We start from the raw sequence: 13848 nt of genomic DNA, 5'->3' as shown, positions 1-13848 counted from the left end.
AAATATACAATTATAAAAAAATTATAAACATCTATTGATAAAATGTTATCAACATCATTACTGAGGAAAACAAATAAGAATATTTATATTTATCTAAAAACACTAAAACATATCCACAAGTTATCAATATATTGTGGATATGTTACTAATAGTTATCAACATCTGTTTATATGATACCAAAAAAAATTCATCGAATCAATAACAATGTTAATAACTAAAATTTTTTATTAGTTTTTATTTTTTAAAACTTATCCACAAATGAAAGGAGTCTTTTATTTTTGAGAAATTTAACATATAATAATAAATAAGTTATAAAGAAAATCGATAAAAAAGCTAAAAAGTTTGAGGAGGCATATTTATGAAAAATTCTATGAAAGTACTAATAGGTATTGTAGTAATAGTACTACTAATAATAATGAGTGGGGTAGGTGGCTATAATTCGTTGATTAATCGCAGTGAAGAGGTAGATGCATCTCTTAGTGAAATATCAGTACAATTGCAAAGAAGAAATGATTTAATTCCTAATTTAGTTGAAACTGTACAAAGGTATGCACAACATGAGGAACAGATATTTACTGATATTGCTGAAGCTAGAAGTAGATTAATGGGAGCAAATACTGTTGCTGAACAAGCAGAAGGAGATGCTGCTATGACTGGTGCATTATCGCGATTATTAGCTATTTCAGAAAATTATCCAGACCTAAAGGCTAATGAAAATTTTATAAATTTGCAAGATGAATTAGCAGGAACGGAGAATAGAATAGCTACAGCTAGAAGAACCTATAATAATTCTGCAAAAAAATATAATGCATCTATAAGAAGATTTCCAACTAATATTTTTGCGACATCATTAGGATTTGAAAGTGTAGTGTATTTTGAGGCGGAGGAAGGCGCTAGCGATAATCCTAATATAGGAGATTTATTTGGTGAATAATATGAGAAGAATATTAAAGGCACTTTCTATAGCCTTTTTTATACTAATAATATTTTTTCAATTAGCTCACGCAAGTAATATCCCATCACATACTTCTGTTTTTTATGTTAACGATTATGCAAATGTAATTGATGATCAGACTGAGCAATATATAATAAATATTGCTACTGAGTTAGAGGATAAAACTAAAGCACAAGTAGTAATCGTAACAATCGATGACATTGGTGATAACTCTATAGAAGAATTTGCTACAGATTTATTCAGAAAATGGGGAATTGGAGATAGGATAGAAGATAATGGTGTTTTACTAATTCTTGATTTAGGAGGAGGTAGATCCCGTATAGAAGTAGGATATGGGCTAGAAGGAGCATTGCCAGATGGTAAGACAGGGAGAATCCAAGACCAGTATATTCTTCCTCATTATCAAGTTGGGGATTATAGTAGAGGTGTATTAGAAGGATTTAATGTAATTGTCAATGAGATTTACAACGAATATGGATATGATGAATACTTAGTTGGCGATAAAAATTTAATAGAAAATACTGAAGAATCAAATGAAGAAGAAAGTATTCCACCAATTTTTATATTCATAGGTATTGCCATAATGATTCCTCTTATTATTTTAGATTTTAAGTTTACAGGTGGTCTTATCACCTTTAGTATAATAAGGATGTTAAGTAGAGGATCAGGAGGAGGCAGAGGTGGAGGCAGATCCGGTGGGGGAGGAAGCTCTGGCGGTGGTGGAAGCTCTAGAGGATTTTAAGAATATATACTATTATTAAAATATTAATTTGACTATAAGAATATGGTGATGATATGAATCAAGTTAAAGCAAATTTAATATATAAACATTTTAAAGGTGGTAAATATCAAGTCTTATATATAGCACGTCATTCTGAGACTATGGAAGAATTAGTTGTATACCAAGCATTATATGGAGAAAGAGGGATATGGGTAAGGCCCTTGAATATGTGGAATGAAAAGGTAGAAGTAAATGGTCTTTTGGTAGAAAGATTTGCTATAGATTTATAACTAGAGAATTCCTAAGAAATACAATTGTATTAATATACTTGCCATAAAAAAGAAACGAATATCATGATATTCGTTTCTTTTGTTTAATCTCTATTCCACCCATAATAGCTCTACAGTAAAATTTAACTACTTTATTTGAATCTTTAGTATCATTTTGTGAAGAGGAGGTGCTTGCAAATATACCACCAGTTGATTTGTCAAGCAACTCTACTCCTCCTAAAATAGCAGTTCCATGACATTCAATAGATATATCATCAGGAACAATAATATCTATACCACCCATAATAGCAGAAAGGTCAACAATGGTTTCTCCATTAGGGATTTCTGCTAATGTTAAATCTAAATCTATACCACCCCAAAAGGCAATAAAAGAGCTGCTTTTTAAAATCCATGGTTGTGTTTTTCTTTCAATAGCACCCATTATAGCAAAATTTGTTTTTCCATTTCCTTTATGACCAAAAATAAATGTGAAACCTATAATAATAATAATAATAGGCCAAAATAAATTTACAAATCTTAGATAATCAATATTTAATAACCCAGTACGATTGCCTAGCAACAATGCTCCTATTAAAATAAAAACTAATCCAGAGATTGTTTCACCAGTACTTCCTCTATTCAACAGAAAATTTATACCTAATAAAATAAATACTACTGGCCAGTATGTAGAAAATAAATTACTTAAATCAATATCTGTAAACCCTAAATTGTTAAAAAACAAAAGTACACCTAAAAAAATGATTAATAATCCGAAAATCCAATTTCCTTTTGAACGAGACATTATAGAAACCTCCTTAAATAACCTACTAGAATTATACAATTTGTAACATGTTTGTGTAAAGGGTATTGTGTATTATAATTACTCTTAGGTTTATTTTTGGATGATTTATTAATAGACTATATTAGATATCTAATATAGTCTATGGTTTATATATTGGATGAGGTTATTACTTCTCGCTTCTTAAGGGAGGTAAGTGCTGACGATGTATAACTATATTTTTCTTAATTCTATATCTATTTGTTCTAAAAGGGCATCAGGAACATTTTTTTTTCCTGCCTTTTGAGCTAACTCCTCAATAGTATATCCTAAAGCCATCTTTAATAAAGGGCTCTTTAAAGCTTCAGAAAAATAATTTTCTAATATTAATTTCCCTTCTGGATTGTTTAGAACTGTTCTTAGTTTTGATTTCTTACTTAACGACATTCAATCATCACCTCTTAAATAATACTATTCAGTTATTATTTTTTTATTACAATAGATAGTAAGATAAAAAATGACTATTTTTTTGTAGGTATCTTATGATATTACTAGTAGAAAGTTATTAATAATTGTCAAATTTTTAGATTTGTTTTATTTAGTGATATAATGATATGAGTGATTATCTATTATTATAGTTTAAAGATACTTATTATAGATAAGTTATATTATTTCAAATAAAACTATTATCAAGATATAAGAGTGTTTTTGAAGATTTAAGGGGTTTAAATATGAAAGTGATTATTGCTGAAAAACCTTCTGTAGCTAAAAATATTGCAGAAGCTGTAAAATCAAATAAGAAAAATAATGGTTTCTATGAAGGATCTCATTATATTGTTACTTGGGCTTTTGGTCATTTGTTAGAACTATTAGATGCTAAAGAATACGATTCAAAAATGTCTAGTTGGAGATTAGAAAACTATCCTTTTATTCCTATAGAATTTGAGTACAAAGTTAAATCAAATAGTCAAGATAGGTCTCAAACTGATGAAGGTGCTTTAAGACAGATTGAAATTATTAAATCATTGATTAATAGAGAAGATGTATCAGGAGTTATATCTGCTTGTGACTATGATCGTGAAGGGCAAATCATTGGTGATATTATTTTAGATTATCTTAAAGTAGATAAAGATGTTGATAGATTACTTTTAAATGAGTGGACACCTACAGAGGTAGAGAATGGGCTAAAAAATTTGATATCAAATGTAAAAATGAGGCCTCTACGTGATGCAGGAATAAGTAGGCAGTGGGCTGATTGGATTATAGGTATTAATCTCACATCTGTTGCAACACTTAAATATCAAAGAGGATCTAGTGCACCATTAAATATTGGGAGAGTATTATTACCTACTTTAAAAATAATATACGATAGAGATAAGGAAATAGAGAATTTTGTACCAGAAGCATTTTATAAGCTCATTGCAGTATTTAAGACAAAACAAGGAGAAGAATACGAAGGCATTTATACATTGGAAAACAACGAAAAATTTCCAGAAGAAGCACATGTCAAACTTGTTTCAGAAGCAATACAAGGCACTATTGGAAAGATAATAGATAAGCAAGTAGAACAAAAAAAGGAATATCCACCAAATTTATTTAACCTCTCAAACTTACAAGGTCATATAAGTAGCAAGTATAAAGGTTGGACTTCGGATCAGGTATTGAAAGTAGCCCAAAGTTTGTATGAAAAGAAGTATATCACATATCCGAGAACTTCTAGTATAGCATTAGAAGAATCTCTAACTGGTAAGGCAGAGAAAGTATTAAATATTTTAAAAAAAGGATTACCTTATGAAAATGAAATTTTATTTATTAACTCAAAAAGGGTTTTTGATAATAGCAAAGTAGAAAGTCATAGTGCAATTATACCTACATATTTAATTCCCAAGAGTTTAAATGATAATGAAAAAACAGTATACGAGGCTATTAAAAACCGATTTATTATGCAGTTTATGCCTGTAGCACAACACGAGGAAGCAACTATTACTACGAGAGTAGATGTGGAAATTTCTACAGGAAATTTCATTTCAAAAGGGCGTATACAATTAGTAAAAGGATGGAAAAAAGTAGAAAATATACAATCTAAAGATAAAAACTTACCTACTCTAGATATCAGTGATGAAGTAACAACAATAAATTCTAAAGTGGATTCTAAAAAAACATTGCCTCCAAAAAGGCATACAGAAAAAACATTGCTACGTATTATGGAAACATGTGGTAAGAAGTACAAAGAAGACGAAATTGAAAATAATATTGAAATTATGAGGGCAATATTAAATGGTTTTAGCATAGGAACCGCTGCTACAAGAGCAGAAACTATTAAAAAATTAAAATCTGTAGGGTATATTGAAACACAAGGTAAAAATTTAATTACTACTAATATAGGAAAAAAACTAGTGGAAAAATTTCCAGTAAAAGAGTTGTTTGACCTAGAATATACTGGTAGATTAGAAAAAACATTATCGGAAATAGGAAAAGGCAATATTAAAAAAGAGCAATTTATGGATGAAATATGTGATTTTACTAAAAATGCTATTACGACAATTAAAGAAGATAAGTTTCATATAATTAATAATATTGAAACAGATAATAATAGAGATATAGAGATTTTGGGACAATGTCCTATATGCAAAGGTGACATCTTAGAGGGCTCAAAAGGATATGGTTGTAGTAACTGGAAAGCTGGATGTAAATACGTTATATGGAAAAAAGATAAATTTTTAGCATCGTTAAAAGTAAGACCAACAAAAGAAGTAGTGAAAAAGCTATTAAAAGATGGGAAAGTATATGGCAATCAATTTGTGAGTAAGAAAGGAAAAAGATTTGAAGCTTATCTATCTTATGAGAAAAATGAAGAAAATGATTATTTTTCTTGGATAATGAAGTTTCCATAAAAAGTTATAAATCCAATAATAGCACATCATTTATTATTTGCAAGTGATGTTCATCCAAAAGGAGATGTTTACTATTAGTATAATAACAGCTGAGAACATATCAAAAGGTTATGGAGATAAGGTTCTATTTAATAATTTGTCATTAAGCATTAATGACGAAAAAGTAGGATTAATCGGGATAAATGGGATTGGGAAATCTACACTTTTAAAGATTATTGCTGGTCATGAGATCAGTGAAACAGGAACAATTAAGAAAACAAATGGTATGAGAATAGAATACCTTCCACAGAATCCAAATTTTAATGGAGACGCTACAGTTTTAGAGCAAGTTTACAAAAGTGAATCTCCAATAATTAAGACAATTAATAGGTATCATAAAGTTTTACTACAAATGGATGAAAGTCCTCAAGATGTGAAGGTTCAAAATGAATTTTATAAACTTACTGATGAAATGAATTCATTATGTGCTTGGGATATGGAAAGTCAAATAAAAACAATACTTACTAAACTTGGTATATCTGATTTTTATGCTAAGATAAATACATTATCAGGTGGTCAAAAAAAAAGGACAGCCTTAGCTGGTGCATTAGTCTCACCTTGTGATTTGTTAATTCTTGATGAACCTACAAACCATTTAGATAGTAAAATGATTGATTGGTTAGAAAGTCATATAAAAAGTAGAAAAGGTTCCCTTCTCATGATTACACATGATAGATACTTTTTAGATAGAGCAGTAAATAGAATAATCGAATTAGATAATGGTAATTTGTATAGCTATGAGGGAAATTATACATACTATATTGAGAAAAAAATAGAGAGACAAGATATAGAATCTTCTTTAGAACGCAAGAAGAATAATCTTTTTAAAAAAGAATTAGACTGGATACGAAAAGGTGCAAAAGCGAGAACTACAAAGCAAAAGGCAAGAATTCAAAGGTTTGAAGAACTACGAGACACCAAAGTAAGTACTGATGAGGCTAATTTAGAAATGACTACTGCTCACACTCGTCTAGGTAATAAGATAATTGAGATAAGTAATGTAACTAAAGTTTATGACGATAAGATAATTATACAAGATTATTCATATATGTTACAAAGAACTGACAGGATTGGAATTATTGGAGATAATGGTGCAGGTAAAAGTACGTTAATAAATTTAATCACAGGAAAAATAGCTCCAGATAAAGGCTTTATTACAATAGGTGAAACAGTTAAATTAGGATATTTTGATCAGCATTCAGAAGATATGGATATATCATTAAGAGCAATTGACTATATTAAACAAAACTCAGGCATAGTGACTACTGCTGACGGAACTCAAATTAGTGCAGCTAAAATGATGGAAAAGTTTTTGTTTTCGCCATCATTACAGTATTCAATTATTTCTAAACTATCTGGTGGAGAAAGAAGAAGATTATACCTAATGAGAATTCTTATGGGGGCGCCTAATGTACTAATCCTTGATGAACCTACAAATGATTTAGATATTGACACCTTAAAAGTTTTAGAAAATTATTTAGACGATTTTTCAGGACCTATTATTGCTGTGTCTCATGATAGATATTTTTTGGATAGAATCTGCAATAAGATTTTAGATTGTGAAGGTAATGGTAAAGTAGTACAGTATACAGGTAATTACTTTGAATACCGAGAGAGTCAAGGACTATATGAAGTATCAGATAATAATAAACTCATAAATAATATTAAAAATGATAAAAAAACTAGCCCATTAGAAAGTACGGATAGAGAAAAAAGAATTAAACGTAAGTTTACCTATAACGAACAAAAAGAGTATGATAGTATTGATATAGATTTATTAAAGCTTGAAAATGAGCTAGAGCATGTTGACTTAGAAATAACTAATAATGTTAGTGATTTTGTAAAACTTGAAGTTCTTATAGCGAAAAAAGAATTATTAGAAGAAGAACTTATAATCAAGATGGAGCGTCAGGAATACCTATGTAATCTAGACCGAGAAATGAGAGCTAATTCCTAATTATGTTATTGACAAGCTTTGTCTTTAAATATATAATTCTAGGGTGAAACATAAGAATAGCAAATACTATAAATATGTTTAATATAAATGTATTTCCATTAGGAGGTGTTTTAAAATGAAAATGACTTATCAACCTAAAAAGAGGAAAAGATCAAGAGTTCACGGTTTTAGAAAAAGAATGGCTACTAAAAGTGGAAGAAATATTTTGAGTGAAAGAAGAAGAAAAGGAAGAAAGCGCTTATCAGCTTAAGGCCGCATACTGTGGCCTTTTTGTTAATCTTTAAAAAAGTAGGCGAATTTAATAATGGATAAGATTATCTCATTTAATAACAGGACATTCCAAAACATATTCAAAAGCGGAAAATCTTATGGTAATAAATTATTGGTTATTTACTATGTAAGTAATGGGCTTGATTATAATAGATTAGGAATTACAGTAAGCAAAAAAAATGGAAATAGTGTTGTTAGGCATCGTGTTAAAAGGCTTATCAAGGAGAGCTACAGATTAAATGACAAAAAATTTGTAAAAGGATATGATATTATTTTCATTGCAAGAGTCGGGATAGAAAATAGTTCCTACTGCGAAGTTCAAAGTGCATTAAAACATTTGATGAAAAAAAATAATTTATTAGAAAAGTGATTCTATGTTAAAGAAAATTATATTATTTTGTATAAGTTTATATAGTAAGTTTATTTCACCATTGATTCCTGGACGATGTAGATTCTACCCCACTTGTTCAGAGTATTGTTATAAAGCCTTTGATAAGTACGGTGTATTAAAAGGAATGAAAATATCTATTAATCGAATAATTAAATGTCATCCATTTCATCCTGGGGGATACGATCCTTTAGTATGAAAGGTATAATTTAGGGGGGACAGTATGTCTATACTTTACGAAGTATTTGGGAGTTTGTTACTTTTTATATTTAATCTAGTAAACAATTACGGTGTTTCAATAATTGTATTTACGATTATATCAAAGTTACTACTATTACCGATTAACATTAAGCAAACAAAATCTTTACAAGAAACGACGAAACTGCAGCCAGAAATACAGAAAATACAAAAAAAGTTTGCTAACAATAAAGAAAAAATTAATGAAGAAACTATGAAGTTATACAAAGAGCATAATGTGAATCCTATGGGTGGTTGTCTACCTTTATTAATTCAATTTCCTATAATTATAGGACTATTTAGGGTGTTACAACAACCAGCTAAATATGTTTTCGGATCAGAAGCGGCGTACGCAGCTATAGAAAAATCCTTTTTATGGTTGCCTAGTTTAGGAGATCCTGATCCATTGCATATATTACCTATTTTAGCTGCAGCTACTACTTACCTATATATGACTAATATGCCTTCACAATCTGGTGGCAATGATCAGGCGAAACAAATGAATAAAACTATGAAAATAATGTCACCTTTAATGATTGGCTTTTTTGCGTGGACTTTTCCATCGGGAGTAGCTATTTATTGGGTAACACAAAATATTTTCACATATATACAACAATTTTTTATTATGAGAGGTACTGCCCGTAAGGGGGTAATAAATAAATGAAAAAGGTTGTAACTAAGGGAAGAACTGTAGAAGAGGCTATAAGCCTTGCACTAAAGGAATTAGATACCAGTAGAGAAAATGTAGAAACCAAAGTATTAGAACTACCTAGTGGTGGAATAATGGGATTGTTTCGCAACAGGTATGCTAAAGTTGAGGTAATAATAAATACAGATCTTTGTAAGATTGCTAAGACCTATTTGAACAATATTGTATCTGCTATGGGCATAGAAGCAAATATCGAAACTAGCCTTGATGAAAACGTGTTAAGTATTGTTATGACAGGTCAAGATATGGGTATTCTAATAGGTAGGAGAGGTCAAACTCTAGACTCACTACAATATCTTACAAGTTTAGTTATAAATAAATTGACAGAGCAGTATGTACGAGTAGTATTAGATACTGAGAATTATCGAAAGAAAAGGGAGTTAACCTTGAAAGATTTAGCGGAGAAACTGGCTCATAGAGTTATAAGTACAAAAAAGAAGATAGAACTCGAGCCTATGAATCCATATGAAAGACGTATTATTCATGCTACGTTGCAAAAGAATAATAAGATATATACTTTTAGCCAGGGAGAAGAACCCTTTAGAAAAGTTGTTATAGATATAAAGAAAACCAGCTAAAGCTGGTTTTTTTACATAAAACAACTAATAATATGATAAAGAGAGTGAAGTGAGAAAATATGAGCGCTTATTTGGAAGATACTATTGCAGCGATTTCTACACCAGTAGGATTTGCTGGTATAGGTATCGTTCGCATGACAGGATTAAAGTCATTTTATATTATTGATAAAATATTTAAATCAAAAGCAAAAGCTTTTGAGAGTTACGAAGATAAAAAAATTATATATGGTCACATTATTAATCCTAAGGATGGTATAGTTATAGATGAGGTTTTAGTTTCAAAAATGATCTCTCCAAACACATATACTAGAGAAGATGTAGTGGAAATAAACTGTCATGGTGGTATTATACCTGTAAAAAACATTTTGAACTTATTAGTAGACTGTGGTGCTAGATTGGCTGAACCAGGTGAATTCACTAAAAGAGCATTTTTAAATGGTAGAATCGATTTGGCACAAGCAGAAGCTGTTATTGATATAATTAATTCTAAAACGAATAAAAGTTTAAATATATCTATGAAGCAATTGGGAGGGAGTATTTCTAGAACAATAAGTGAAATTAGAGATAGTATTTTAGAAATGCTAGCTCATATCGAAGCATCTATCGATTATCCAGAATATGATATCGAAGACGTATCTTATGACCTTATATTAGATAAGACAAAAAGCACTGTAGAAAAAGTTGAACAACTAATTTATAATGCAGAAAATGGTAGATTGATTAGAGAAGGTGTTAATACTGCTATAATTGGGAAACCCAATGTGGGCAAATCTTCATTATTGAATGCGTTGATAGGAGAGTCAAGAGCAATAGTAACTGAAATTGCTGGGACTACAAGAGATACAATTGAAGAGTATATTAATATTGAAGGTATTCCCCTTAAGATAATTGATACTGCAGGAATAAGAGAAACAGAAAATATTATTGAAAAAATGGGAATAGAGAAAACGGTACAAATACTAGAACAAAGTGATTTAGTTTTATTGATGTTAGATGGAAGCTTAGAGCTAGAAGAACAGGATATAGCTCTATTAGAATTAGTAAAAGACAAAAAGGCAATAATAGTTGTAAATAAAGCAGATAAAGATAGTATAGTAAGCGTCGACAATATTGCTAAGACGTATGATAAAGAAGTTGTTGAAATTTCTGCTACTCAAGAGCTAGGTATTGATATACTCAAGAAAACGATACTAGACTTAATAAGTGCAAAAGGTTTTGAAATTGAGTCATTTGAGATAATATCAAATATTAGGCATATTAATTTACTACAACAATCTTTAATATGTTTGAAAAGTGTAATTAATACTATTGATATATCAATGCCATTAGAAATTATTTCTATTGATCTAAAAGAAGCTTGGAATCTCTTAGGAGAAATTACAGGAGATACAATACACGAAAATCTAATAGATCAAATATTCAAGAATTTCTGTATAGGAAAGTAGGTGAAATGGATGCAATATAATGGTGGAGACTATGATGTCATTGTTGTAGGTGCAGGGCATGCAGGTTGTGAAGCGGCACTTGCAAGTGCTAGAATAGGGCTGAATACTATTTTACTAACCATGAATTTAGATTCTGTTGCTTTAATGCCCTGTAATCCTTCTATAGGTGGAACAGGAAAAGGGCATCTAGTAAGGGAAATTGATGCTCTTGGTGGAGAGATGGGTAAAAATATTGATAAGTCAATGATACAGTGTAGAATGTTAAATACTGCAAAAGGACCTGCTGTACACTCTCTTAGAGCACAAGCTGATAAGTATGTATATCAAACACAAATGAAAAAAACTATTGAAGATCAAGAGCATCTTGTGTTAAAGCAACATGAAGTAGTTAGCTTGCTAGTAGAAGAAAAAAATGTTAGAGGTGTTATAACTAAGACAGGTGCGATTTTCAAGTCGAAAAGCGTAGTATTAACTATGGGGACATATTTAGATTCTAGAGTGATTATTGGAGATGTAAGTTTTAATGGAGGACCAAATGGATTATTTCCTTCAGTTGAACTGTCTAATAATTTAGTAGAACTGAATATAGAATTAATGAGATTTAAGACTGGTACCCCTGCGAGAATAGATAAACGAACAGTAGATTTTGAAAAGATGCAAATTCAGTATGGAGATCAAGATATAGTTCCATTCTCATTTGAAACAGACGAAATAGATATAGAACAGGTTCCTTGTTATTTGACATATACAAATGAAGATACACATAAGGTTATAAGAGATAATTTACACTTATCCCCTTTATTTAGTGGAGACATAAAAGGTGTGGGACCAAGGTATTGTCCATCAATTGAAGACAAAGTAACACGATTTTCTGATAAACCTCAACATCAATTGTTTATTGAACCTGAAGGTATACATACTAATGAACTCTATGTACAGGGAATGTCATCAAGTCTACCTGAAGAAATACAAATTAAGATGTTAAATACTATTAAAGGATTAGAAAATGCAGAGATAATGAGATCTGCATATGCAATCGAGTATAATAATATAGATCCATTGCAATTAAAGACGACATTAGAGTACAAAGCTATTAGTGGTTTATTTTTTGCAGGCCAAATTAATGGGACATCTGGTTATGAGGAAGCAGGTGCACAAGGTTTAATAGCCGGTATAAATGCAACTCAATACGTGTTAGGCAAGCCACCAATAATTTTAGATAGATCAGAAGCGTATATAGGCGTTTTAATAGATGATATTGTTACAAAAGGTATTACTGAACCCTATAGAATGATGACTTCTAGGTGTGAGTATAGACTACTGTTGAGGCAAGACAATGCGGATATTAGATTAACACAAATAGGTTACGATATTGGACTTATAAAAAAGGAACGATATCAAAAGTTTAAAGTTAAATGTTTTGGAATAGAGAACGAATTAAAAAGATTGCGTAAAACAATAATTAAGAATAGTGAAGAAACAAATAATTATTTAACAACAATTGGGAGTACTCCATTAAAAAATGCTGTATCATATTATGAATTATTGAAAAGACCTGAAGTGAAATACAATGAGTCAAAAATTATTGATGTGAATCGACCAGATATTACTAAGGATATAACTGAAGAGGTAGAGATACAAATTAAGTATGAAGGATATATACAAAAACAAAGAATACAAGTTGAACAACACAAAAGGTTAGAACATAAAATAATACCGGAGGATATAGATTATAGAACAATTAAAGGTTTGAGAATTGAAGCAAGACAAAAACTTGATAAAATAAGACCACTATCACTAGGACAAGCCTCGAGGATATCTGGTGTTTCACCAGCTGACATATCAGTATTGATGGTTGCTATTGAATACTATAAAAAAAGGTGATTTAATGAATGAAAGAGAGTTATTAGTAGAGTGTTTAGATAAATTAAAGATTGAAATGAGTCCGTTACAAATAGATTTGATACTTCAGTTTATGGAATACCTCTTGGAAAAAAATAAATATTTAAATTTAACATCAATTACAGATAGACGTGATTTCATCTATAAACATATTGTTGATTCCCTAATAATGATTAATAAAGATTATGTATACGATGGCATTAAAATCATTGATATAGGAACTGGGGGAGGTTTTCCTGGTATACCATTAAAAATACTATATCCCTTTATTGATATTACTTTAGTAGACTCTGTAGAAAAAAAGTTGAAATTTATTGACGAAGCGTGTAGTAAATTTGATATTAAAGTAAATTTAATACATGAGAGAGCTGAAAATTTAGGTAGAGATATAGAAAATAGGGAAAAGTATGATATAGTTGTTTCAAGAGCGGTTGCTAATATGCAAACATTAACAGAATTATGTCTACCACTTGCTAAAGTGGGAGGACTTATGATAGCTTCAAAAGGACCTAAGTGTATGGAGGAAATTAAGCTAGCAGGACCTGCTATTACTCTTCTAGGAGGAGACAAGCCTAATATTGAAAATATATGCATACCTACTGCGCTATTAGAAAGAAATATAGTTACTATTAGAAAGTCAAGTAAGACACCAAAGACTTATCCTAGAAAACCTGGTATGCCAAATAAGAACCCGTTATAGAGGAGG

General features: G+C 30.2%; 15 protein-coding genes. 13 read left to right on the top strand and 2 right to left on the bottom strand.

Annotation, left to right across the window (positions count from 1 at the left end):
- Positions 1-358 precede the first annotated feature (358 nt).
- From GC105_RS05935 to GC105_RS05925, 3 genes are read left to right on the top strand one after another with little or no spacing between them, the layout of a single operon-like run.
- Positions 359-934, top strand: coding sequence for a LemA family protein (locus GC105_RS05935; protein ID WP_152802707.1), 576 nt, complete (start codon positions 359-361; stop codon positions 932-934).
- 1 nt (position 935) lies between these two features.
- Positions 936-1697, top strand: coding sequence for a TPM domain-containing protein (locus GC105_RS05930; RefSeq protein ID WP_246169744.1), 762 nt, complete (start codon positions 936-938; stop codon positions 1695-1697).
- Between the two features lie 53 nt (positions 1698-1750).
- Positions 1751-1966 (top strand): DUF1653 domain-containing protein, encoded by a 216-nt coding sequence (locus GC105_RS05925; RefSeq protein WP_152802703.1) that lies wholly within the window; start codon positions 1751-1753, stop codon positions 1964-1966.
- A 61-nt stretch (positions 1967-2027) separates the two neighbouring features.
- Here the strand turns inward: GC105_RS05925 and liaF are convergent, their stop codons facing one another.
- Positions 2028-2747 carry a cell wall-active antibiotics response protein LiaF gene (gene liaF, locus GC105_RS05920; RefSeq protein ID WP_152802701.1) on the bottom strand — a complete coding sequence of 240 codons (720 nt, stop codon included), beginning with the start codon at positions 2745-2747 and terminating at the stop codon, positions 2028-2030.
- Between the two features lie 210 nt (positions 2748-2957).
- Positions 2958-3170, bottom strand: coding sequence for a hypothetical protein (locus tag GC105_RS05915; RefSeq protein WP_152802699.1), 213 nt, complete (start codon positions 3168-3170; stop codon positions 2958-2960).
- A 284-nt stretch (positions 3171-3454) separates the two neighbouring features.
- On the opposite strand from GC105_RS05915, the gene GC105_RS05910 reads away from it, so the two are divergent.
- From GC105_RS05910 to rsmG, 10 genes are all read left to right on the top strand, one after another.
- Positions 3455-5617: a type IA DNA topoisomerase gene (locus GC105_RS05910; RefSeq protein WP_193708300.1), complete on the top strand. Its 2163-nt coding sequence runs from the start codon at positions 3455-3457 to the stop codon at positions 5615-5617.
- Positions 5618-5690: 73 nt separating this feature from the next.
- Entirely contained in the window at positions 5691-7613 is a 1923-nt protein-coding gene (locus tag GC105_RS05905) for an ABC-F family ATP-binding cassette domain-containing protein (protein ID WP_343029973.1), read from the top strand.
- A 115-nt stretch (positions 7614-7728) separates the two neighbouring features.
- Positions 7729-7863: a 50S ribosomal protein L34 gene (gene rpmH, locus GC105_RS05900; protein ID WP_152802695.1), complete on the top strand. Its 135-nt coding sequence runs from the start codon at positions 7729-7731 to the stop codon at positions 7861-7863.
- A gap of 54 nt (positions 7864-7917) precedes the next feature.
- Positions 7918-8253, top strand: a complete 336-nt coding sequence (gene rnpA / locus GC105_RS05895; RefSeq protein ID WP_152802693.1) for a ribonuclease P protein component — start codon at positions 7918-7920, stop codon at positions 8251-8253.
- A gap of 4 nt (positions 8254-8257) precedes the next feature.
- Positions 8258-8470 (top strand): membrane protein insertion efficiency factor YidD, encoded by a 213-nt coding sequence (gene yidD, locus GC105_RS05890; RefSeq protein ID WP_152802691.1) that lies wholly within the window; start codon positions 8258-8260, stop codon positions 8468-8470.
- A 24-nt stretch (positions 8471-8494) separates the two neighbouring features.
- Positions 8495-9172: a YidC/Oxa1 family membrane protein insertase gene (locus tag GC105_RS05885; RefSeq protein WP_152802689.1), complete on the top strand. Its 678-nt coding sequence runs from the start codon at positions 8495-8497 to the stop codon at positions 9170-9172.
- Positions 9169-9795, top strand: coding sequence for an RNA-binding cell elongation regulator Jag/EloR (gene jag / locus GC105_RS05880; RefSeq protein WP_152802687.1), 627 nt, complete (start codon positions 9169-9171; stop codon positions 9793-9795). The genes GC105_RS05885 and jag overlap by 4 nt, the downstream gene beginning before the upstream one ends.
- A gap of 59 nt (positions 9796-9854) precedes the next feature.
- Positions 9855-11240 (top strand): tRNA uridine-5-carboxymethylaminomethyl(34) synthesis GTPase MnmE, encoded by a 1386-nt coding sequence (gene mnmE, locus GC105_RS05875; RefSeq protein ID WP_152802686.1) that lies wholly within the window; start codon positions 9855-9857, stop codon positions 11238-11240.
- A 9-nt stretch (positions 11241-11249) separates the two neighbouring features.
- Positions 11250-13124: a tRNA uridine-5-carboxymethylaminomethyl(34) synthesis enzyme MnmG gene (gene mnmG, locus GC105_RS05870; RefSeq protein ID WP_152802684.1), complete on the top strand. Its 1875-nt coding sequence runs from the start codon at positions 11250-11252 to the stop codon at positions 13122-13124.
- Positions 13102-13842: a 16S rRNA (guanine(527)-N(7))-methyltransferase RsmG gene (rsmG, locus tag GC105_RS05865; RefSeq protein WP_207706946.1), complete on the top strand. Its 741-nt coding sequence runs from the start codon at positions 13102-13104 to the stop codon at positions 13840-13842. Before mnmG ends, rsmG begins: the two co-directional genes overlap by 23 nt.
- Positions 13843-13848 lie beyond the last annotated feature (6 nt).

The sequence above is a fragment of the Alkalibaculum sporogenes genome, from assembly GCF_009362815.1.
In the GTDB taxonomy this organism is placed as follows: Bacteria; Bacillota; Clostridia; order Eubacteriales; family Alkalibacteraceae; genus Alkalibaculum_A; species Alkalibaculum_A sporogenes.
The sequence above is the reverse complement of the archived record's forward strand: the minus strand, read 5'-3'. Positions and strand labels throughout refer to the sequence as shown.